General features: G+C 73.2%; 21 protein-coding genes and 1 tRNA gene. 12 read left to right on the plus strand and 10 right to left on the minus strand.

Annotated features, from left to right (window positions below; all coding sequences use genetic code 11):
• Nucleotides 1-13: 13 nt before the first annotated feature.
• The 3 genes from ACQP04_RS11490 to ACQP04_RS11500 all read right to left on the minus strand — a co-directional run bounded on the left by ACQP04_RS11490 (nt 14) and on the right by ACQP04_RS11500 (nt 3,653).
• The gene (locus ACQP04_RS11490; RefSeq protein WP_433508347.1) at nt 14-2,725 is read right to left on the minus strand and encodes an ABC transporter ATP-binding protein; all 2,712 of its coding nucleotides are present in this window, start codon (nt 2,723-2,725) and stop codon (nt 14-16) included.
• A 162-nt stretch (nt 2,726-2,887) separates the two neighbouring features.
• Nucleotides 2,888-3,019 carry a hypothetical protein gene (locus ACQP04_RS11495; RefSeq protein WP_433507035.1) on the minus strand — a complete coding sequence of 44 codons (132 nt, stop codon included), beginning with the start codon at nt 3,017-3,019 and terminating at the stop codon, nt 2,888-2,890.
• A gap of 307 nt (nt 3,020-3,326) precedes the next feature.
• Nucleotides 3,327-3,653, minus strand: a complete 327-nt coding sequence (locus tag ACQP04_RS11500; RefSeq protein ID WP_433507036.1) for a hypothetical protein — start codon at nt 3,651-3,653, stop codon at nt 3,327-3,329.
• A 103-nt stretch (nt 3,654-3,756) separates the two neighbouring features.
• Here ACQP04_RS11500 and ACQP04_RS11505 point away from each other — a divergent pair, with 103 nt between their 5' ends.
• Complete coding sequence (locus tag ACQP04_RS11505) at nt 3,757-4,542, plus strand: maleylpyruvate isomerase family mycothiol-dependent enzyme (protein WP_433507037.1); 786 nt, start codon at nt 3,757-3,759, stop codon at nt 4,540-4,542.
• A 2-nt stretch (nt 4,543-4,544) separates the two neighbouring features.
• Here ACQP04_RS11505 and ACQP04_RS11510 read toward each other — a convergent pair whose 3' ends face one another.
• Nucleotides 4,545-5,990, minus strand: a complete 1,446-nt coding sequence (locus tag ACQP04_RS11510) for an MFS transporter (protein ID WP_433507038.1) — start codon at nt 5,988-5,990, stop codon at nt 4,545-4,547.
• A gap of 80 nt (nt 5,991-6,070) precedes the next feature.
• On the opposite strand from ACQP04_RS11510, the gene ACQP04_RS11515 reads away from it, so the two are divergent.
• Nucleotides 6,071-6,790 carry a TetR/AcrR family transcriptional regulator gene (locus ACQP04_RS11515; RefSeq protein WP_433507039.1) on the plus strand — a complete coding sequence of 240 codons (720 nt, stop codon included), beginning with the start codon at nt 6,071-6,073 and terminating at the stop codon, nt 6,788-6,790.
• On the opposite strand, the gene ACQP04_RS11520 is transcribed toward ACQP04_RS11515, so the two are convergent.
• From ACQP04_RS11520 to ACQP04_RS11530, 3 genes are read right to left on the minus strand one after another with little or no spacing between them, the layout of a single operon-like run.
• Complete coding sequence (locus tag ACQP04_RS11520; protein ID WP_358206702.1) at nt 6,762-7,328, minus strand: GNAT family N-acetyltransferase; 567 nt, start codon at nt 7,326-7,328, stop codon at nt 6,762-6,764. The genes ACQP04_RS11515 and ACQP04_RS11520 overlap by 29 nt on opposite strands.
• Nucleotides 7,325-8,980 carry an alkaline phosphatase D family protein gene (locus ACQP04_RS11525; protein ID WP_433507040.1) on the minus strand — a complete coding sequence of 552 codons (1,656 nt, stop codon included), beginning with the start codon at nt 8,978-8,980 and terminating at the stop codon, nt 7,325-7,327. Before ACQP04_RS11525 ends, ACQP04_RS11520 begins: the two co-directional genes overlap by 4 nt.
• Nucleotides 8,981-8,989: 9 nt before the next feature.
• The gene (locus ACQP04_RS11530; protein ID WP_433507041.1) at nt 8,990-9,955 is read right to left on the minus strand and encodes an ROK family protein; all 966 of its coding nucleotides are present in this window, start codon (nt 9,953-9,955) and stop codon (nt 8,990-8,992) included.
• 99 nt (nt 9,956-10,054) lie between these two features.
• Here ACQP04_RS11530 and ACQP04_RS11535 point away from each other — a divergent pair, with 99 nt between their 5' ends.
• The 5 genes from ACQP04_RS11535 to ACQP04_RS11555 all read left to right on the plus strand — a co-directional run bounded on the left by ACQP04_RS11535 (nt 10,055) and on the right by ACQP04_RS11555 (nt 14,271).
• Complete coding sequence (locus tag ACQP04_RS11535; RefSeq protein WP_433507042.1) at nt 10,055-11,284, plus strand: DoxX family membrane protein; 1,230 nt, start codon at nt 10,055-10,057, stop codon at nt 11,282-11,284.
• Between the two features lie 243 nt (nt 11,285-11,527).
• Nucleotides 11,528-11,791 (plus strand): hypothetical protein, encoded by a 264-nt coding sequence (locus tag ACQP04_RS11540; RefSeq protein WP_433507043.1) that lies wholly within the window; start codon nt 11,528-11,530, stop codon nt 11,789-11,791.
• Nucleotides 11,792-11,812: 21 nt separating this feature from the next.
• Entirely contained in the window at nt 11,813-12,997 is a 1,185-nt protein-coding gene (locus ACQP04_RS11545) for a Tm-1-like ATP-binding domain-containing protein (protein WP_433507044.1), read from the plus strand.
• Nucleotides 12,994-13,830: a phosphoenolpyruvate hydrolase family protein gene (locus tag ACQP04_RS11550; RefSeq protein WP_433507045.1), complete on the plus strand. Its 837-nt coding sequence runs from the start codon at nt 12,994-12,996 to the stop codon at nt 13,828-13,830. The genes ACQP04_RS11545 and ACQP04_RS11550 overlap by 4 nt, the downstream gene beginning before the upstream one ends.
• Before the next feature lie 3 nt (nt 13,831-13,833).
• Nucleotides 13,834-14,271 (plus strand): SRPBCC family protein, encoded by a 438-nt coding sequence (locus ACQP04_RS11555; protein ID WP_433507046.1) that lies wholly within the window; start codon nt 13,834-13,836, stop codon nt 14,269-14,271.
• A gap of 7 nt (nt 14,272-14,278) precedes the next feature.
• On the opposite strand, the gene ACQP04_RS11560 is transcribed toward ACQP04_RS11555, so the two are convergent.
• Nucleotides 14,279-14,968 carry a YceI family protein gene (locus ACQP04_RS11560; RefSeq protein ID WP_433507047.1) on the minus strand — a complete coding sequence of 230 codons (690 nt, stop codon included), beginning with the start codon at nt 14,966-14,968 and terminating at the stop codon, nt 14,279-14,281.
• 311 nt (nt 14,969-15,279) lie between these two features.
• On the opposite strand from ACQP04_RS11560, the gene ACQP04_RS11565 reads away from it, so the two are divergent.
• Nucleotides 15,280-15,354 (plus strand) — tRNA-Ile (locus tag ACQP04_RS11565).
• A gap of 106 nt (nt 15,355-15,460) precedes the next feature.
• Here the strand turns inward: ACQP04_RS11565 and ACQP04_RS11570 are convergent.
• On the minus strand, nt 15,461-15,715 hold the full coding sequence (locus ACQP04_RS11570; protein ID WP_433507048.1) for a hypothetical protein: 255 nt from the start codon (nt 15,713-15,715) through the stop codon (nt 15,461-15,463).
• A 367-nt stretch (nt 15,716-16,082) separates the two neighbouring features.
• Here ACQP04_RS11570 and ACQP04_RS11575 point away from each other — a divergent pair, with 367 nt between their 5' ends.
• Genes ACQP04_RS11575 through istB form a run of 3 tightly spaced genes read left to right on the plus strand, consistent with a single transcriptional unit; the run spans nt 16,083 to nt 18,750 of the window.
• A complete protein-coding gene (locus ACQP04_RS11575) occupies nt 16,083-16,625 on the plus strand; it encodes a hypothetical protein (RefSeq protein WP_433507049.1) in 543 nt (180 codons plus the stop codon).
• 20 nt (nt 16,626-16,645) lie between these two features.
• Entirely contained in the window at nt 16,646-17,935 is a 1,290-nt protein-coding gene (gene istA / locus ACQP04_RS11580; RefSeq protein ID WP_433503544.1) for an IS21 family transposase, read from the plus strand.
• Nucleotides 17,932-18,750 (plus strand): IS21-like element helper ATPase IstB, encoded by an 819-nt coding sequence (gene istB, locus ACQP04_RS11585; RefSeq protein ID WP_433503543.1) that lies wholly within the window; start codon nt 17,932-17,934, stop codon nt 18,748-18,750. Before istA ends, istB begins: the two co-directional genes overlap by 4 nt.
• A gap of 218 nt (nt 18,751-18,968) precedes the next feature.
• Here the strand turns inward: istB and ACQP04_RS11590 are convergent, their stop codons facing one another.
• Nucleotides 18,969-19,319, minus strand: coding sequence for a hypothetical protein (locus tag ACQP04_RS11590; RefSeq protein WP_433507050.1), 351 nt, complete (start codon nt 19,317-19,319; stop codon nt 18,969-18,971).
• A gap of 172 nt (nt 19,320-19,491) precedes the next feature.
• On the opposite strand from ACQP04_RS11590, the gene ACQP04_RS11595 reads away from it, so the two are divergent.
• Complete coding sequence (locus ACQP04_RS11595) at nt 19,492-20,094, plus strand: hypothetical protein (RefSeq protein WP_433507051.1); 603 nt, start codon at nt 19,492-19,494, stop codon at nt 20,092-20,094.
• The last annotated feature ends 298 nt before the right edge of the window (nt 20,095-20,392 follow it).

The raw sequence follows: 20,392 nt of genomic DNA on the forward strand, positions 1-20,392 counted from the left end.
CCGCGGCGGTCGGTCATCGCGGACCGCCGTGGCGCACGCTCCAGCCGGTGCGCTCGCCGTAGGCGTCGGCCGCGTACAGCGCGTCCATCGCGTCCACGTCCATCGGTCCGTCCGTGCCGTTCATCCCGTCCGTCCCCACCGTGCCGTGGGCGCCCGCCTGCACGCCCCGCACGTCGTCGACCACCGCACCGTCGAACCCCACGCGGTCGATCCTCGCGCGGTGCCGCCCGCCGGGCATCTCGGAGGCCCCGGTGACGGCGACGAAACGCTCCGTGGGTGCGGCGTCCGGTCCGGCTGTGGGCTCCGCCACCAGGGCCGGCAGCGGCTCGGCCACCGCCGTCCGGCGCGCGGGCAGCGCCCAACGGGACAGCGCCTCCGGGCCCGAGAGCGGGGCGAGCTCGGAGAGCCCGACGTGCGCGCCCGGCGTGCGGAAGGTCGGCAGCAGCGTGGTCTCGGCCCAGGGGTCGGCGGGCCAGGAGGCCGTCCGCAGGGCGTCGAGGTCGGCGTCGAGGTCGTTCTCGAAGCAGTCCCCGTAGTCCCCGTAGTCCCCGTAGTCCTCGTAGTCCTCGTGCTCGTCGTACCCGCCGTCGGCGTCGAGCCCGTCGAACGCGTGGCGCAGGGCAGCGGGCAGGTGCTCGTCCGCGGGCTCCGCGCCGGGGTGGTGCAGCCGGTACAGCTCGGCGTAGCCGGGGCTGCGGGTGAGCAGCTCGCGGTGCCGCCCGGAAGCGGTGATCCGGCCGTCCTCGAGGTAGACGATCTGGTCGGCATCGGTCACCGTGCGCAGGTTGTGGCTGATCACGAGGGTGGTGCGGCCCTCCATCAGTCGGCGCAGCGGGGTGAGGACGCGCTCGGTGGCGCCGGCGTCGAGTCCCGTCGTCGGCTCGTCGAGGATCAGCACGGGCGCGTCGCGGACCATGGCCCGCGCGATCGCCAGCCGCTGCCGCTGGCCGCCGGAGAGCAGCCGGCCGCGCTGGCCGACCCGGGTGTCGTAGCCGTCGGGCAGGGCGGTGATGAACTCGTGCGCGTCGGCGGCCCGGGCGGCCTCGACGATCTCGGCCTCGCTCGCGTCGGGCCGGCCCCAGAGGATGTTGTCGCGCACCGTGCCGTCGAACACGAGCGTCTCCTGCAGCAGCGCCGCGACGTTGCGCCGGACGTCGGCCAGGGCGAGCTCGCGCAGGTCGTGGCCGTCGAGCACCACGGAACCCGCGTCCGGGTCGTAGAAGCGCAGCAGGAGCTTGGTCAGCGTGGTCTTGCCGGCGCCACTGGGGCCGACCACCGCCACGGTGTGGCCGCGCGGGACGAGGATCGAGACCTGCTCCAGCGCGGGCTCGGTCGTGCCCGGGTAGGTGAAGGTGACGTCCTCGAGGCGCAGGTCGCCGCGGGCGCGCTCGATCCGCACCGGGTCGGGCCGGTCGGTGACCTGCGGCTCCTCGTCCAGCAGCTCGATCACGCGCTCGGCACCCGCCGCCGCGGCGTAGATCGTGTTGCCCATCTCGCCGAAGCCGCGGACCGGGCCGAACAGCTGGCTCAGGTACCCGGTGAACACCAGCAGCCCGCCGACTGTCAGGTTGCCGCGAGCCATCTGCCAGATGCCGACGCCGAGGACGGTCAGCACGCCGACGACCTCCAGCATCCCGACCAGCGGTCCGAACAGGGACTTGAGCCGCACCGCCACCATCTGCGCGGCGAAGGCGCCGCGGCTCTCCCGGTGGAAGCGCTCGGTCTCGCTGGCCTGTCGACCGTAGGCCTGCACGAGGGCGACGTTGCCGAGGCTCTCCTCGGCCACGGCCGCGATGCCACCGGTGCGCCGCCGCTTCTCCCGTGACGCGGCCTTGATCCGCCGCGCGAAGAACCGGGACGCCAGGCCGAACACCGGCGCGGCCGCGATGGCGATCAACGCCAGCTGCCAGTTGAGGTAGAAGAGCAGGGTCGTGAAGACGATCACCTGGACGCCGTACGTCACGGTCATCGCGACGCCCGTGAGCACGAGTTCCTCGATCGCGCCGATGTCGCTCGACAACCGCGACATCACGTCGCCGAGTTGGCGCCGTTCGAAGAATCCGAGCGAGAGTCGCTGCAGATGTGCGAACACGCGCGTGCGCAGGACGAGGACGAATCGTTCACTGACCCACGCGGCGATGTACGAGTCGAAATAGTCGATCACCGCACCGAGGACGGAGACGGCCAGATAGGCGCCGATCACCCACGGGAGCAACGCGTAGTTCTGCGGGGTCAGCACGTCGTCGACGAGGATCATGAACAGCCACAGGCTGGCGGCGATCGTCAGCGGGCTGAGCGCGGAGAGGACGAGGCCGAGCGCGAAGCGGCCGCGGAAGCCGGCGGTGCAGGGCCAGAACCGGCGGAAGATCTGCCGCACGGTCAGGTGGGGCGCCTCGGGCACCAGCGCGTCCGCGGTGCGGGCCGCGCGGTCGCCTTCGCGGTCGCCCTCGCGGTCCTCGGCAACGGCGTCGACACTGCTGCCGGTGCCGGTGCCGGTGCCGGTGTCGAGGTCGGGATCCGCGGCGGCATCGGCGCTGGTCACGGGGACAGCTGTGGTCGCGACCTCGGACGGCGCGATGTCGACGGCGGGGAAGGGCTCGGGCGTCGGCTCCGGCCCGGGAGCGGGCTCCGGGGCTTCGGTGACCTCGCTGACCTCGGTGACGGGCCGGGTCGCGCGGCCGGAACCGCGCCTCGTCGCGCGGTGACGGGCGGTGGGGGACGGCATCTTCACGTGCCTCCGGTGGTCCGGGTGAGTACGGGGGAGTGCGGGGGCCGGAACGTCGGGCGAGAAGATCGGTCGGGAAGACGACGACGGCCCCTCCCACCGCAGCGCGGGAGGGGCCGCCGCACGTTCATCGCTCTCAGAACGGTTCTGGGAGCACCCGGGTCACTTGTGCCCGTGCTTCTTGTGCTTCTTGCCGTGCGACTTGCTCCACGACTTCTTCGAGTGCGAGCACTTGTCGTGCTTCTTCGGCTTCTTCGGGCCGCCGGGCAGCGGCAGCAGGTCCGCGAAAGGCATGGCTACTCCTTCTTCGGAGCGCGGCCGCGATTTGCGCACCGCGTATCTCGCCTAAAGCGCGAACGGGAAGGAGGTTGCGACGTTCTCGACACGCCACTCGATCGGGCTAAACGGTCGGTGAACGTCGGGCGTGCGGCGTCCGGGCGAGCACCGCCCGGTCGGGTGATGTGATCGGGCCGTGATCGGTCACTGCCCGCATCGTGAGGCGCGCGAGCGTGGTGTGAATGCCGTCACGACGAATGTCCGCGGATCGCCCGGTTCGTCGCTCGGTCACTCTCCGCGGACCGAGGGGCGGCGGGGCCGGACGTCAGGCCGCGCGGCGCTGCGCCGCCGGCTCGGCGGCGGGGTCGATGACGGACTCGACCTTCTCGACCGCCTCGTCGACCACGTCGCCGACGGCGGCGGTGAGGGCGGCCGGGACGCCCTCCGCCCGGCGGGCCCGGAGCCGGCGGCGCAGCATCCGGGCGGCCACCGTGCCCGTGACGCCGACGAGGGCGAGGGCGAGGGCGGACAGCACGATCGGCAGGATGCCGGCGTCGGGGAAGACCGCCATGAGCACGAACGAGGAGAGCGGCCACCACAGCAGGGATCGTCCCGCACCGTGGCGCGTCCAGTCGTGATGCTCGGGCGCCATGTGGATCGCTTACCCACGGCGATCACGGATCATGCCTGCGGTCCGGGAATCCCCCCGTGAGCGTGGGACCCGCCCGCCCGTCGGCGTGGGTTAGGTTCCGGACATGAGCAGCGACGCCGCCCCCACCACCGCGCTCGACGTCCGGGCCGCCCTCCTCGACGAGAACGCGCGGCTGGCCGAGCTCGTACGCACGGCCGACCACGGCACGGAGATCCCGACCTGCCCGGGCTGGACGCTGACCCAGCTGTTCCGCCACGTCGGGCGCGGCCACCGCTGGGCCGCCACGATGATCACCGAGCGGGTGACGGAGGCGCTCGATCCCCGGCAGGTCCCCGGCGGGAAGCCGCCCGCCGACCTGGACGGGACGGTGGCGTGGCTGCGCGAGAGCGCCCAGGCCGTGCTCGACGCCGTCGACGCGGTCGGCCCGGAGGCCCCGGCGTGGTCGTTCACCGGGCCGAAGCCCGCGGCCTGGTGGATCCGCCGCCGGCTGCACGAGGAGACGGCACACCGCGCCGACGCGCAGCTCGCGCTGGGGCAGGACAGCGACCTCGCGCCGGCGCTCGCCGCCGACGGGCTGTCCGAGTGGCTCGACCTCGTCGCCGCCCGGCGCGGGCGGGAGCTGCTGCCCGAGGGCGCCACGCTGCACCTGCACGCCACGGACGGCGACCTGGGTCCGGCGGGGGAGTGGACGGTCCGCCCCGACGGCTCCGGCGAGCGGGCCGGGATCGCCTGGGAGCACGGGCACGCGAAGGGCACCGTCGCCGTCCGCGGGCCCGCCACCGTCCTCTACCTCGCCATGCTGCGCCGGCTGCCCGCCGACGACCCGCGGCTGGAGGTGTTCGGCGAGCCCGGCGTGTTCGACGCCTGGCTCGCCGCCACCCCCTTCTGACCTCAGGTCGGTGCGGTCTCCGGCGCGGCCTCCGGTGTCTCCTGCGGGGTCGCGGCGCGCCGCGGGAGCAGCACGGTGAGCGCGCCGGCCAGCACGGTCGTCACCGCGACCGCGACCAGCACCACCCGGAAGCCGGCGGTCATGCCCGCCCCGGCCGCGACCTGGAACCACACGGTGCCCAGGGTGGCCACGCCGACGGCGGCACCGAGCTGCTGGACGGCGTTGAGCACGCCCGAGGCCGAGCCGACCAGCGGGCCGTCGACGCCCGCCAGCACGATGTCGAAGAAGGGGGCGAGCAGCACGCCCATCCCGACGCCGCAGACGACCAGCGCCGGCGCCAGCGTCCACCCGGTGACCGGGGCGAACCCGAGCGTGGCGAGCACACCCAGCACGCCGACGGTCATCACGGCGGCGCCCAGCTGGATCGCGCCCCGGCCGAGCCGCGGGGCGAGCACGCCCGCGCCGAGCACCGACCCGGCCGCCACCCCGAACGCCCAGGGCGCCTGGGTGAGGCCCGCCTGCAGCGGGCCGAAGCCGAGCTCGAGCTGCAGGTAGAGGCCCAGCACCAGGACCAGGCCCGTCATCCCGGCGAAGAACACCAGCCCGACGACCGTGCCGCCGGCGAACGCGCGGATGCGGAAGAGCGCGGGCTCGACCAGCGGCGGACGCCCGGCCCGCGCGCGTCGCACCTGGTGCCGGCCGAACAGGGCGAGCAGCGGGACGGCCGCGACGGGAAGCGCGACCGCCCACGCCGGCCATCCGAGCTCCCGGCCCTGCACCAGCGGCACGACGGCCACGGCCAGGCCGAGCCCGACCAGCAGCATCCCGCCGAGGTCCAGCGAGCGGACCCCGCCCGGCACGTCCTCGGCCCGGGACTCGGGCAGCACCGCCCACGCCAGCGCCAGCCCCGCGAGCCCGATCGGCACGTTGACCAGGAAGACCGCGCGCCAGCCGAGCCCGGCCACGTCGCCGGCGACGAGCGCCCCGGCCACGATCGGCCCGGCCACTGCCGACAGCCCGATCGCCGGCCCGAAGGCGCCGAACGCCTTCCCCAGCTCCGTGGGCGGGAAGGCCGTCCGCACGATGCCGAAGCCCTGCGGGATCAGCACGGCCCCGCACAGCCCCTGCAGCACCCGGAAGGTGATCAGGGTTCCCGGTGTCGTCGCCAGGCCGCACAACGCGGAGGTGACGACGAACCCGGCGAGCCCGGCCAGGAAGACCCGGCGCCGCCCGAGCAGGTCGCCCAGCCGCGCCCCGGTGACCAGCCCGACCGCGTAGGCGAGCGTGTAGCCCGCGGCGACCCACTGGATCGTCGTGGACCCGCCGCCGAGGTCGCGCTCGATCGACGGGGCCGCGACACCGACGATCGTCGCGTCCAGCAGGTCCATGATCTCGGCGATCAGCACGGCGGCGAGCGCGAGCCAGCGCCATCGGTAGAGCGTCTCCACGGGGCCCCCTCGGCGAACACTGTTCGGAACGAACGGTGTTCTACTCACGAACGGCGTTCGTGTCAAATAGAATCGGTGGCGTGGAGCACGATCTGCCCGAGCCGCCCTGGCGCACCCCGCGCAAGCAGCCGGTGCGGCGCTCCCTGTCGCGGGAGGCGATCGTCGAGGCCGCGATGGGGGTGCTGCGCAAGGAGGGGATCGACGGGGTGAGCATGCGCCGCGTCGCGACCGAGCTGTCGACCGGCGCGGCCTCGCTCTACGCGCACGTCGCGAACAAGGACGAGCTCGTCGAGCTGCTGTTCGACGAGGTCGCCGCGGAGATCCCGCTGCCCGAGCCGGACCCGGAGCGCTGGCGGGAGCAGCTCACGCAGCTGTGGGTCGACTCGCGGGCCGCCCTGATGCGCTACCGGGACATCGCCCGTGCCGCGCTCGGGTCGGTCCCGTTCGGACCCAACGCGCTGCGCGTCACCGAGACGACCATGCGGCTACTGCGCCTGGGCCGCGTCCCCGAGCAGGCGGTCGCCTGGTCGGCGGACGTCGTGGGGCTGTACGTCAGCGCGAGCGCCGTCGAGGGCGCGATGCGCGCGCAGCGGGAGGAGGGGCACGGGCAGTGGGACGACCAGGCCCGGCAGATGCAGGAGTTCTTCGCCGCGCTGCCGGCCGAGCGGTTCCCGACCTTCGTCTCGCTGCTGCCCCACCTGACCTCGGGCACGGACGAGGAGCGGTTCCGGTTCGGCCTCGAGCTGCTGGTGAGCGGCCTGGCCGGGCTCGCTACAGGTCCCCGGGAAGAAGGTCCATGAGCAGGCCGTCGTGCCAGGTGCCGTCGGGGCTGCGCTCGTACTCGCGCATCACGCCGACCCGCCGGAACCCCACGCGCTCGTAGCTGCGGATCGCCCGCTCGTTCGTCGCGGCGGGGTCGATGACGATCCGGTGGTGCCCGCGCACGTCGAACAGGTGCCGGGCGAGCGTGCGCACGGCGTCGGCCCCGAGGCCCTGCCCGTGGGCGTCCGGGTGCAGCGCGACGTCGATGCCGGCGTGCCGGTAGTCGGGGTCCTCCTCCTCGTGGAACATGATCAGCCCGACGGTCTCGCGATAGGCCTCGACCGCGTAGCAGTGCGGCCCGAGCAGCTCCCGGCGCACGCGCTCGAGGTCGTAGCCGGCCCACCACCGCTCGACCTCGGGGTGCTGCAGGATCTGCAGGAACTCGCCGACGTGCCGCGGCTCGGTGGGCCGCAGCACCACGGTCTGTCCGGCCAGCGCGCCGGTGCCGTCCGTCTCCGGCGGCTCGTCGCCGCGCAGCGGGACCGCGCCGGGTCCCGGGTGTCCGAGCGTGCTCATGCGTGGTCCTCCGCGCTGAGGGTGACGCGGGCCCGCTCGTCGAGCGCGGAGGCCGACCGGGGCTTCTCGAAGATCACCTCGGCGTGCCGGCCGTCGACGAGCAGGGTCCCGATGTGGTTGCCGAACAGGGGGGAGCCGACCCGGTCCCACCGCGGCCCGGGGGCCGGGGCGCCGTGGTGGGCGGCCCAGGCCCGGGCCCACGCGGCGGCGGGCTTCGACCAGGCGAGCCGGAACGCGGCCCGGACGGCACCCGGCACGTGGTTGTGCACCGGTGAGCAGACGACCTGGTGGACGCGTGCCGCGCTCGCGGGCACGCCGGGCAGCTCCGCCCGGGCCGTGTAGCTGTGGTGCACGTCACCGGACACTACCGTCACGGTCGCGGGCGGCCGCGGGCCCGCCCCGCGGGCCGCCCGCCCGACCAGCTCGCCCAGCCGGTCGAACGACGCCCGGAACGCCGGCCAGTGCTCCATGTCCGCCGCCTGGCGGACGGCCTCGCCGATCCGGCCGCGCAACCCCGGGCGGGCCGCGGCGATCTCGTTGACCGTCTCCAGGTCGCCCAACGCCGGCGCGAGCAGCCAGGGCACGGACGTGCCGAGCAGCAGGTGGTCCACGTCCTCCCCGTCGGTGGTCGGGGCCGTCGCCTGCTCCTCCACCCACGAGAACTCGCGCTCGCCGAGCATGAGGTGCTCGTCGCCGTCGAGGATCCGGGCGTTGCGCGAGTCGATCATCACCAGCCGGCTGCGCCCCATGTCCCAGCGGAAGCTGAAGCGCAGGCCCTTGCTGCCGTCGACCTCGGCGTCGGCGCGGTCGGCGAGGTCCACCAGCAGCGGCCAGACGTCGCCCTCCGCGGCCTGCACCTTCGTCCAGTCCGGGTCGGCGGCCAGCTCCTCCGGGGAGAGGTTGCCGAGGTGCTGGTAGACCCAGTACGAGGCCAGGGCGGAGCGGATGCGCTCGCGCCACCACGGCGTGCGCGCCATCTCCGCGCGCCAGGTCGCCGAGGTGTTCCAGTCGTCCCGCACGTCGTGGTCGTCGAAGATCATCGCCGTCGGCACGGTGGACATCACCCAGCGGATCTCCGGGTCGATCCAGGAGTCCCGGTAGAGGCCGACGTACTCGTCGAAGCCCACGATCTCGTCGTCCGGCCAGTCGGGGTGCCGCTGCCGGCGGCCGGCGATGCGGCGGCGGGTCTGCGGGGTGAGCTCGTCGGCGTAGACCTGGTCGCCGAGCAGCAGCAGCGCCGACGGCCACTCCTCGGCGGAGCGGCCGGCCATCCGGGCGGAGTAGGCGTCGAGGGCGTCGAGGCCGAAGAGCGCGGCCAGCTTCCGGTCCGAGAGCTTCACGTACCGACAGGACCCGAACACGATCCGCGCCCGCCCGGCGGTGCGCGGCCCGCGGGTGGGGATCACGCTCGGCGGGAACGGGCTGTGCGGCAGCGGCCAGGCGCGCTCGCCGTCGACGTGCACCTCGTACGGGATCCGCGCGTCGGGCTCCAGCCCGGTCACCACGACGAGCGCGAAGTGGTGCCCCGCGACCTCGAACGTCCGTGCGCTGCTGCCCAGGACCTCGACCGTGGCCGTGCGTGCCGTCTGCACCCACACGACGGCCGTGGTCTCACCGACGTGCCGCAGGACGGGGCCGAGGAGGAGGGTCACGCCGTCACGCTAACGGGTGCTCCGATCGTCCGCGTGATCCAGTGCGAGCAGGGCGGCGCCGATCTTGCCGGCAGCGCTGCCGAACGTGCTCGGCAGCACCGGGACCAGCGGCCGGACCGACTTCGCGTAGGCGAACTCTGCGGCCGCCTCGCGCAGCGGGGCGAGCAGCAGCTCGCCCGTGTCGACCACGCCCCCGCCGATCACCACGGCGTCGAGCTCGAAGATCGTGGTGACGGACGCGATGCCGATGCCGAGCCACCGGGCCAGGGTCTGGAACAGCCGCCGCGCCGTGGGGTCGCCCTGCAGCGCGGCCTCCGTGACGATCTGCCCCGTGACCTCGGCGTTCTTCTCGCGGGCCAGCCTGGCGATGAGCCCGTCGGGATCCGCCGCGGCGGCCTCGCGGCCGGTGCGGGTCAGGGCCGTGCCCGAGGCGAGCGACTCGAGGCAGCCGCGGTTGCCGCAGCCGCAGAGCGGGCCGTTCGGGTCCACGATGATGTGCCCCAGCTCGGCGCCGAGCCCGTGCGGCCCGCGGTAGATCCGGCCGCCCAGCACGATCCCGCTGCCCACCCCGGTCCCGACGGTGACCAGCACCATCTCCTTGTGGAGGGTGTCGCCGAGACGTGCCTCGGCCAGTCCGGCCACGTTCGCGTCGTTGTCCACGACCGCGGGCAGGCCGGTCGCCTCCTCGATCTCGGCCCGCACGGCCCAGTCGCGGTAGGCGTTGTTCGGCGCCCACAGGATCTGCCCGCTCGGCCACGCGACGGTGCCCGCCGCGCCCACCCCGACGGCCACGACCCCGGGGTTCTTGCGCCGCAGTGTGTCGATCATCCCGAGCAGCAGACGCGACATGGTCGGCGCGTCCGAGGTCGCGGGAGTCGGTTCGGTCAGCTCGTCGACGACCGTCCCGTCCTCGGCCACCACGGCGCCGGCGACCTTGGTGCCGCCGATGTCCAGTCCGATCGCGTGTCTCGCCACCCCGGCATGATTCCGAACGCGGGGGGTCCCCCGCCAGCGGCACCCGTGTTTGCCACCCGCGTGCGTGGGGAACGCGACCCCATGCCTGTGTTGCGTCGTGTGGCCCGTCCCATGCTGGCCGCCATCTTCATCTCGGGCGGAATCAACGCGTTGCGCCAACCCGGGGCGCACGCCGAGGCCGCCAAGCCCGTCCTGGACTACGCCGCGCCCGCGATCGACAAGGCCGTGGCGATGTCCCCGCTGGACAAGCGCCCCGACAACGAGACGCTGGTGAAGGTCGAGGGCGGCGTCAAGGTGGCCGCGGGCACCCTGCTCGCACTCGGGAAGCTGCCCCGGACCTCGTCGGCCGTCCTCGCCGCGACCCTGATCCCGACCACCCTGGCCGGGCACCGCTTCTGGGAGGAGTCCGACCCGGAGGCGAAGCAGGCCCAGCAGGTCCACTTCTTCAAGAACGTGAGCCTGCTCGGCGGGCTGCTGATCGCCGCCGCCGACACCCACGGCAAGCCCTCGGTCGCCTGGCGCAGCCGCAAGGCCGCCGAGGCCGCCTCGGTCGCGCTGGGGAAGCGGGCCGAGGCGCTCTCCGACGCCGCGCACAGCGCCGGCGACTCGGTCTCCGGGCTGGTCTCGGGCATCGGCGGGTCGGGTGCGTCGACCGGGTCGGACCTGGCCGGCAAGGCGTCGGCGCTGTCCGAGTCGCTGTCCGCGACCGTCGCGGAGAAGGCGCCGGTCGTGAAGGCACGGGCCGCGGAGCTGGGCTCCGCCGCGTCCGAGCGTGCCGCCGCCCTCGGCGCCACGGCCTCGGCACTGGGCGCGACGGCCTCCGACCGCGCCTCGGGCTGGGCCGCCACCGCGTCGGACCAGGCGTCGGTGTGGGGCGAGGACCTGTCGACGCGTGCCGCGAAGGCCGCGAAGAAGGCCGAGAAGCGCGGCGCGGCGCTGCGCAAGGAGGTCGACAAGCGCAGCGCGGAGTGGCAGAAGGAGCTCGACCGGCGCGGCAAGGCCTGGGAGAAGCTCGCCGACCAGAAGGGCGAGGCCTGGGCCAAGGCCGCGTCGAAGAAGCGGGCCCAGTGGGAGAAGGTGGCCGACAAGAAGCGCGCCGAGTGGGAGAAGAGCGCGCGCAAGGCCGCGAAGAAGGCCCGCACGCAGGCCCCCGGCTACGTCGACCAGCTGACCGCGCTCGCCGCGCACGCCGGTGAGCAGGTGTCGCGCTTCGGCAGCGACGTCGCCCACCGCGCCGTCGAGGCCGGCTCGACCGCCGGTTCCGCCGGCGCCAAGGCCGTCGAGGGGATCGCCAAGGACGCGCGCAAGCGCGCCAAGGCCGTCGCCTGACACGCAGGACCCGTTCCACCCGGAGGCCCGGCCCCGCCACCGACGTGCGCCGGTGGCGGGGCTGTTCCGTGTGCGGCCCCGCCCCCGCGAGTCGGGAGTTCCGGCACCGCGAGTCGGGAGTTCCGGCACCGCGAGTCGGGAGTTCCGGCACCGCGAGTCGCGCTGTGGCCCTCGGTGAGTCGCGCTCCGGCGTGACCCCGCCGACCCGTGCGCCGTCGCCGGGCCGTCACGTACCGTGGCCGGATGCCCGCAGCCTCGGAGGAGGACTGGGACGACTGGGTCGCCGCCCGGACGCCCCGGCCGGACCCCGCCGACGAGACCCCGCGCGACACCTACTGGTTCGTCGGCGGCCCGCTCGACGGCCGGGTCCGCACCCGCCCGGCCGAGCAGGAGGCGCCGGCCGTCGTCCGGCACGTCCACCTCCACGGCGGGCCGAAGATCGTCCACCACTACGTCCTGCACGAGGTCGCAGGACACGGCGGCGAGTACCGGCTGCGCGAGGAGTGATCGTGCGGTAGGACTCCACGGATGGGCCCTGCGTACGTGATCGGCACGCACGACACCAAGGGCGCGGAGCTGCGCCACGTCGCGGAGCTGCTCCGCGCCGCGGGCCTGGCCGTGACCTCGGTGGACGTGTCCACCTCCGAGAAGGGCGCCGCGCGGGCGGAGGTGTCCGCCGCCGAGGTCGCCGCCGCACACCCGGACGGGGTCGACGCCGTCTTCACCGGCGACCGGGGCACCGCGGTCGCGGCGATGGCCGTCGCGCTGGAGCGCTGGCTGCCCGCGCGGGAGGTCGGCGGGGTGCTCGGCCTGGGCGGATCCGGCGGCACCGCGCTGGTCACGCCGGCGATGCGCGCGTTGCCGGTCGGCGTGCCCAAGGTGATGGTGTCGACGGTCGCGTCCGGCGACACCGCGCCGTACGTCGGTGCCGCGGACATCGCGATGCTCTACTCGGTCACGGACGTCGCCGGGCTGAACCGCATCTCGCGGCTCGTCCTCGGCAACGCCGCGCACATGCTCGCCGGGGCGCTGACCCGCGAGATCCCGGCGGGGGAGGACCGGCCGGCCGTCGGGCTGACCATGTTCGGCGTGACGACACCGCTGGTCACCGCCGTCGTCGAACGGCTGGGGTCCGAGGTGGACCCGTTGGTCTTCCACGCGACCGGCACCGGCGGGCAGGCGATGGAGAAGCTCGTCGACGACGGCCTGGTCTCGTCCGTCCTCGACCTCACCACCACCGAGGTGGCCGACCTGCTCGTCGGCGGGGTCATGGCGGCGGGGGAGGACCGGCTCGACGCGATCGCCCGCACCGGGGTGCCGTACGTCGGCTCGGTCGGGGCCGTCGACATGGTCAACTTCGGGGCGCGGGACACCGTGCCGGCCCGCTTCGCCGACCGCCTCTTCTACGAGCACAACCCGCAGGTCACGCTCATGCGGACCACGCCGGACGAGAACGCCGCGATCGGGGACTTCCTCGCCCGCAAGATCAACGCGTTCACCGGGCCGGCGCTGTTCCTCGTCCCGACCGGCGGGGTGTCGCTGCTCGACGTGCCCGGGCAGCCGTTCCACGACACGGAGGCCGACGCCGCCCTGCTCGCCGCGCTGGAGTCCGGACTGGACAGCCACGCCGTGCTGCGGAAGGTTCCGGTGGCGATCAACGATCCCGAGTTCGCCGACGCGGTCGTAACCGCGTGGCGGGAGGTGACGGCATGAGGTTCCGCCGCGCGGAGCTGGTGCAGCGGTTCCGGGACATGGCCCGCCGCGGCGAGCCGATCGTCGGCGGGGGAGCGGGCACCGGGCTGTCGGCGAAGTGCGAGGAGGCCGGCGGGATCGACCTCATCGTGATCTACAACTCCGGCCGCTACCGGATGGCCGGACGGGGCTCGCTCGCCGGGCTGCTCGCCTACGGCAACGCCAACGACATCGTCGTCGAGATGGCTGCCGAGGTGCTGCCGGTCGTGCGGCACACGCCGGTCCTGGCCGGCGTCAACGGCACCGACCCGTTCATGCTCACCGACCGCTTCCTCCGCGAGCTGGCCGACCTCGGCTTCGCCGGCATCCAGAACTTCCCGACCGTCGGCCTGATCGACGGCGTGTTCCGGGCCAACCTCGAGGAGACGGGCATGGGGTACGGGCTGGAGGTCGACCTCGTGGAGGCAGCGCGCCGCCTCGACCTGCTGACCACGCCGTACGTCTTCTCGGCCGCGGACGCCCGCGCCATGACCCGGGCGGGCGCCGACATCGTGGTGTGCCACATGGGACTCACCACCGGCGGTTCCATCGGGGCGGAGACCGCGAAGTCGCTCGACGACTGCGTCGCGCTGATCGACGAGTGGTCCGCCGCGGCCCTCGAGGAGCGCGACGACGTGCTGGTCCTCTGCCACGGCGGCCCGATCGCCATGCCGGAGGACGCCGCGTACGTGCTGGGCCGGACGAAGGCCTGCCACGGGTTCTACGGCGCGTCCTCCATGGAGCGCCTGCCCACCGAGACAGCGCTGGTCGAGCAGACCCGCGCCTTCAAGAACGCCCTGCACCGAGAGGACTGAGCCATGCCGCGTCCGTACGCCAGTGGAGTCGTCGCCGCGCCCGCCGACAAGGTCTGGGCGCTGCTGCGCGCCTTCAACGACCTGCCCGCGTTCCTGCCCGCGATCGCGAACAGCGAGATCGTCGAGGGCACGGACGGCGCGGTCGGGGCCGTCCGCAGGCTCACCCTGGCCGACGGTGGGGACCCGTTCGACGAGAAGCTGCTCGCGATGGACGACGCAGACCGCACCCTCACCTACGCCTTCACCGGCGCGAACCCCTTCAACGCACGCCGCTACGTGTCCACGGTCCGCGTCGCACCGATCACCGACACCGGCGAGAGCTTCGTCGAGTGGTGGTCGGAGTACGACGCGGACGCGGGGCAGGAGGAGGAGCTGAACCGGACCTTCGCGCAGGGCGTCTACGCCGGCGGCATCGACGGCCTGCGGGCGAAGCTCGCCTGAGGCCCGCTCAGGCGGCCGGCGCCAGCTTCAGCAGGAACTCGATCTGACCCGTCGGATCGACGGTCACGACGTCGCCGATGCTGGGCGGCGTCACGCCGAAGTCGGCGAACGTGACCGGGACGGAGCCGGAGACGTCGATCCCGGTGCCGTTGCGGATCGCGGTGAGCGGGAAGGTGACCGGGCGGGTCACGCCCCGCACGGTCAGCTCGCCGGTGGCGTCGGCCGTCGCCCGCTCGCCCCCGCTGAAGCCCTCGCCGAGGTCCACGGGCTCGGTGAGCCGGAAGGTGGCCGTCGGGTGCTCGGCGACGTTCATGATGTTGCCGGTGAACTGGTTGTCGCGGCGCGCCTGGTCGCTCTTCACCGTGGCGAGCTGCACGGTGACATCGCCCGCCGTGACCTGCGACCCGCTCACCGTGGCCGAGCCCGAGACGTCCCGGGTCCGGCCCACGGCGTCGATGCTCTGGCCGCCCAGGATCTCGTGCACCCGGTAGCCGGACTCGGAGCCGGTCGACACGGCGTAGGTGCCGCCCAGCTCGCCGGTCGCGGCGGTCTGGTCGGTGCCGACGGCGAGCGGCGCCGCGGCGTCGCCCTCGATCACCTTGGCGTAGAACAGCGGCCCTCCGACCGCCAGCACCACCACCAGCGCGACCGCGCCGAGCAGGTAGCGCTTCCAGTACGTCCGCAGCTTCACGGGCACCCCCGGATCGTGTGTTCGCCTCGCATTTGAACTTTCAACGAGCGACCGTAACGAGGGGTTGCTGAGAGCGAGCTGAACGTTCAACGAATGAGTGATCACCGGCGGTCCGGCGCCCGCGAGTCGCGCCGTCACCCCTCCGCGAGTCGGGACTTCCGGCACCGCGAGTCGGGAGTTCGGGCAGCGCGAGTCGGGAGTTCGGGCAGCGCGAGTCGGGAGTTCGGGCAGCGCGAGTCGGGAGTTCGGGCAGCGCGAGTCGGGAGTTGACGAGCGCGAGGTGTCGCCGTGGACGTGGGCGCTAGCCTGTCGCGCGAGGGGCAGTAGCTCAGTTGGTCAGAGCAGCGGACTCATAATCCGTCAGGTCGTCGGTTCGAGCCCGACCTGCCCCACGCTCCGACCATGGACCCGGATCCGGGGCGGCCGGCTGCCGGCCCGACCCCTGCAGCTGCTCGCAGCGTCCCTCACCGCGGGTCGTCCCACACAGCGCCGACAAGCTCAGCTCTTGCGCAGCGGCCGGGACGCGGCCCGCAGCTCGGTCGCGAACAGGTCGGGCTCCTCCCAGGCGGCGAAGTGCCCGCCCTTCTCGGCCTCGGTGAAGTAGGCGAGGTCGGGGTAGACCGCCTCGACCCAGCTCCGGGGCGACGCCCAGATCTCGCCGGGAAGGTGGTGAAGCCGACCGGCACCGTGACCGCGGGCGGAGGCCGGCCGCTCGCGAGCGCTGCGGCCAGAGCTCGTGCGTCCTCCCAACATGATCGGAGCGCCGACGCTGCGGGAGGGGAATCGCGTCGCGACGAGGCGGCGGCGGAGCTCGGCGAGCTGCTCCTCCCGGATGGACCTCGAATGGGCGGATCAGTGTCCGGTCGGTCTCCATCGGGCCGTGCGTTGCGCGGGTGGCGCACCGACATCGGTGGTGCGCGAGGTGGGGTGGGTGGGCGGACACACTTCTGCGCCGCCGTGGGCGCCGGGGCGTCCGCCCCTGCGCCATCATCTGCGAGCGATCGGCCCAGCTACCCCGAACTGACGCACCGGCCCCTCGCCTCGCCTACGCTGGCCGGGTGTTCTTTCGGCTTCGCGTCGGATGTCCGGCCACGCGAACACGCACGGCGGGTGCACGGCGATGACCGCCACGGAACCTCCCTCCGCGATCCTGCTGATCCGCCACGGGGAGAAGCCCGAGGACGACGGCCGCGGCGGGCGGGGCGTCGAGTCCTCCGGCCGGCCCAACAAGCACTCCCTCACCCCGCGCGGCTGGCAGCGCTCCGGCGCGCTGGCGGTCCTGTTCGGCGACCCCGTACTCATGGCCGAACGCGGTCTGTCGGAGCCCGCGCGGCTGTTCAGCCCGGACTATGGGCACCACACCCCGCACCATCGCACCACTCAGACGCTCGACGGGGTTGCCCGCCGCCTCGAGATCAGTCACGACTACCCGGCCACCGTCGACGAGGGAGCCGACCTCACCGCGGCCGTGCTCGACGGAGGTCCGGGACCGGTCCTGGTGTGCTGGGAACACCATCGCATCCCCCATATCGCCGCACGTTTCCTGGCAGGAACCGGCCGATCCGTGCCCCGAACATGGCCCGACAATCGCTTCGACGTCATCTGGGTGTTCAGGTGTCGCCGGATCCTGAAATCTGACCCCCTGGCGGTCCGGGAAATTTGACCCCTCCCGACGCTGGGGAGGTGTTGAACGTGGAGGACTGGGCGGAGATCCGTCGGCTGCATCGGGCTGAGGGTGTGCCGATCAAGGAGATCGCCCGGCGGCTCGGGGTCGCGCGGAACACGGTGCGGGCGGCGTTGCGCTCGGACGGGCCGCCGCGCTACGAGCGGGGGCCGCGGGGTTCGGTCGCCGACGCCTACGAGCCGCAGGTGCGGGCACTGCTGGTGGAGTGGCCGCGGATGCCCGGGCCGGTGATCGCGCAGCGGATCGGCTGGCCCTACTCGGAGGGACCGCTCAAGAAGCTGCTGGCCCGGATCCGGCCCGAGTACGTGGGGATCGACCCGGCTGACCGGGTCGTCTACGAGCCCGGGCAGGTCGCGCAGTGCGACCTGTGGTTCCCCGAGACCCCGGTCCCGGTCACCGCCGGGCAGGCCCGGATCCTGCCGGTGCTGGTGGTGACGCTGGCGTTCTCCCGGTTCCTGTCCGCGACGATGATCCCCTCGCGCCAGGCCGGGGACATCCTGTCCGGGATGTGGCTGCTGATCTCCCAGCTCGGGCGGGTGCCCAAGACGCTGGTCTGGGACCGGGAGTCCGCGATCGGCGGGACCGGACGGGTCAGCGTCCCGGCCGCGGCGTTCGCCGGGACTCTGGCCACGCGGATCCGGCTGGCCCCGCCGCGGGATCCGGAGTTCAAGGGCATGGTCGAGCGCAACAACGGCTTCTTCGAGACCTCGTTCCTGCCCGGCCGCGCGTTCGCCGGCCCGCAGGACTTCAACGACCAGCTCGGGGCTTGGCTGCCGCGCGCGAACTCCCGCACGGTCCGAGCGTTGCAGGCACGCCCGGTGGATCTGCTCGAGACCGACCGCCAGGCGATGACCCCGCTGCCACCGGTCGCCCCGACGGTCGGGCTGACGCACCGGATCCGGCTCGCCCGCGACTACTACGTCCGCGTCGACACCTGCGACTACTCCGTCGACCCGCGGGTGATCGGGCGGTTCGTCGACGTCACCGCCTCCCCGACGCGAGTGCTGGTGTTCTGCGACGGAGCACCGGTCGCCGAGCACGAGCGCAGCTGGGCCAAACACGCCGTGCTCACCGACCCGGGCCACGTCGCGACCGCGCACCAGATGCGCCTGGCGCTGGCCGAGCAACGCCGCGCCCAACAGCAGACCCAGCAGCGCGGAGCCCGCCGCCACAGCGACGGACACCCGGTCGCGATCCGCGCCCTGCCCGACTACGACGCCCTGTTCGGCGTCGATTTCAACCCGACCACCCCAACTGCCGCGCCCGCGGCGGAAGCGAGCAACCCATGACCAGTGCAACTGTCCCCGACCGCTCAGCCGCGGCGCTGCCTGCAGAGGGGCTGCCCTCGATGCTGGCCTACCTGACCCGGGTGTTGAAGACCCCGACGATCGGGCGCTGCTGGGAAGAGCTCGCCGACCAGGCACGGGACGAGAACTGGTCGCACGGGGAGTATCTGGCCGCGGTCCTGCAGCGCCAGGTCGCCGAACGCGAGTCCGCCGGCACCACCATGCGCATCCGCACCGCCCACTTCCCGGCGGTGAAGACGATCGAGGACTTCAACCTCGACCACCTGCCCTCGCTGCGCCGAGACGTGTTGGCGCACCTGGCGACCGGCACGTTCGTCGCGAAGGCCGAGAACGTAATCCTGCTCGGCCCGCCCGGCCTGGGGAAGACACATTTGGCGATCGGGCTGGGCGTCAAAGCCGCCCACGCCGGCTACTCGGTGCTCTTCGACACCGCGAACAACTGGATCACCCGCCTCGCCGACGCTCACCAGGCCGGACGCCTGGAGGCCGAGCTGAAGAAAATCCGCCGCTACAAGCTGATCATTATCGACGAGGTCGGCTACATCCCCTTCGACCAGGACGCGGCGAACCTGTTCTTCCAGCTCATCGCCTCCCGCTACGAGGTCGGCTCGGTCATGGTCACGTCCAACCTGCCCTTCGGGCGCTGGGGCGAGACCTTCTCCGACGACGTCGTCGCCGCAGCCATGATCGACCGCCTCGTCCACCACGCCGAGGTCCTCACCCTCACCGGCGACTCCTACCGCACCCGCCAACGACGCGAGCTCCTCGCCAAACAGAACCGCGCCAACCAGGACTGACCAACCACCCGAGGGGTCAAAATTCGCAGACCCCAGGAGGGTCAACCTTCAGGATCCGTTGACATCAGGCGCGAAAGCGTCGGCCCCCGGCCTGTCTATGTCTTCTCCCAAGTCCCTCAGAGACTGCTCGCCGGCGACCGCCGTGACGCCATCTCGTGCTAGTTTGCTGGGCCTCCGTCGACAACGCGGGAGTTCCGCGTACGGGCTGAGCCTTGCCGCTACCGACGGGAGTCGTCGAGGTACTGCAGCAGCTCGTGGGCTGCGAGCTCGATCTCCTTGTGGCCCCACTCGGCGGCGCGGTAGTGACAGCTGATGATGCCCATGCGGTGGATGCGCTTGTAGTCGCCGAAGACGAAGGCGTAGCGGCGCTTGGTGTCGGCGGCGGCACCGTCGGTGAGGCCGAGGTGCCACGAGCCGTACTCGTCCCACGTGTGGGTCTTGAGGTAGCGGGTTCCGTCGGCAGCGGTGGGTTGGACGTCACCCCAGCGGCTGCGCAGGACGTAGCGGCGGGCGTCGATGAGGTGGTGGGCATGGTCGACCGCGGCGTCGTTGACCCGGTACTTCGGCATGCGGTGATGGTGGCGTAGCAGGGGGCTTCGTGGGCACGACTGCGCGGGTCGATGTGGTCGTCACCCGGTCGCGGTATCGACATCCGGCGCCCCGGAGCGGTTCACTCCGGACCCGCGCTGACGCCGTCCGGCGACTCAGCCACGGGTCCTTGCCGACGAAGCGGAGGCCCCCATGGACGAGCGTGTCGAGGACGGCCTCCGCCGGCCGTCGCTCGTGGAGCGCCTGGCGCAGAGCCCGGTCGGCGGCTTCCTGCCGTGGATCATCTTCTGGGTCGTCGCCGGCAGCCCGAGTACCTGGGAGTACGGCGCGATCGGCGCGGCGCTCGCCGCGATCATCCTGGCGATCCCCTCGACCCGGCACCGCCGGACCAAGCTGCTCGACGTCGTCACGATCGTGTTCTTCGTCGGGCTCGCGATCGCCGGGACGGTGCTCGGCGCGCACGACCGCGACGTGCTCGACACCTACTCGACCACGATCTCCAGCGGCGTGCTCGGGCTGGTCGCGCTGGCGTCCCTGGCGTTCGTACCGTTCACCGAGCAGTACGCCCGGGAGTCCACACCCGAGGAGGTGTGGTCGACCCCGCAGTTCAAGCACGTGAACCGGGTACTGACGCTGGTCTGGGCGCTGGCCTTCCTCGTCACGGCCCTCCTGGGCTACGTCGCGGTGCGGCTGCCGTCGACCAGCGACTGGACGAACTGGGTCCTGCCGATCGTCGTCCTGGTGGGCGCCTTCAAGATCACCCGCTGGTACCCGGAGCACATGAGCAGGCGCTGACCGGAGCCTGCGGAGCGAACATCAGCGCTGCGCCGGCGACGGGCCACGTCAGGGATCGCCGCTGTCGTTCGGACCTGCTCGTCGCGCGCCGCCCTCGGGTGATCATTCGAGAGCGAGTCGACCGGCCGGGCAGGGTCGAGCCCCGCTCGCGAGACGATGTCGTCGGCGAGCAGGTGCGCAGGGCTCACTCCGTGACGTGGTCGACCAGGGCGGCCTGGAACGGCGGCCCGCCGGGGTGCTCCGGCCACCCTGCGGCACGAGGCGCCCTGACCCGGTCGGGGGAGCGCTGCTTGCGCCG

This window comes from Pseudonocardia halophobica (assembly GCF_050948485.1).
In the GTDB taxonomy this organism is placed as follows: Bacteria; Actinomycetota; Actinomycetes; order Mycobacteriales; family Pseudonocardiaceae; genus Pseudonocardia; species Pseudonocardia halophobica.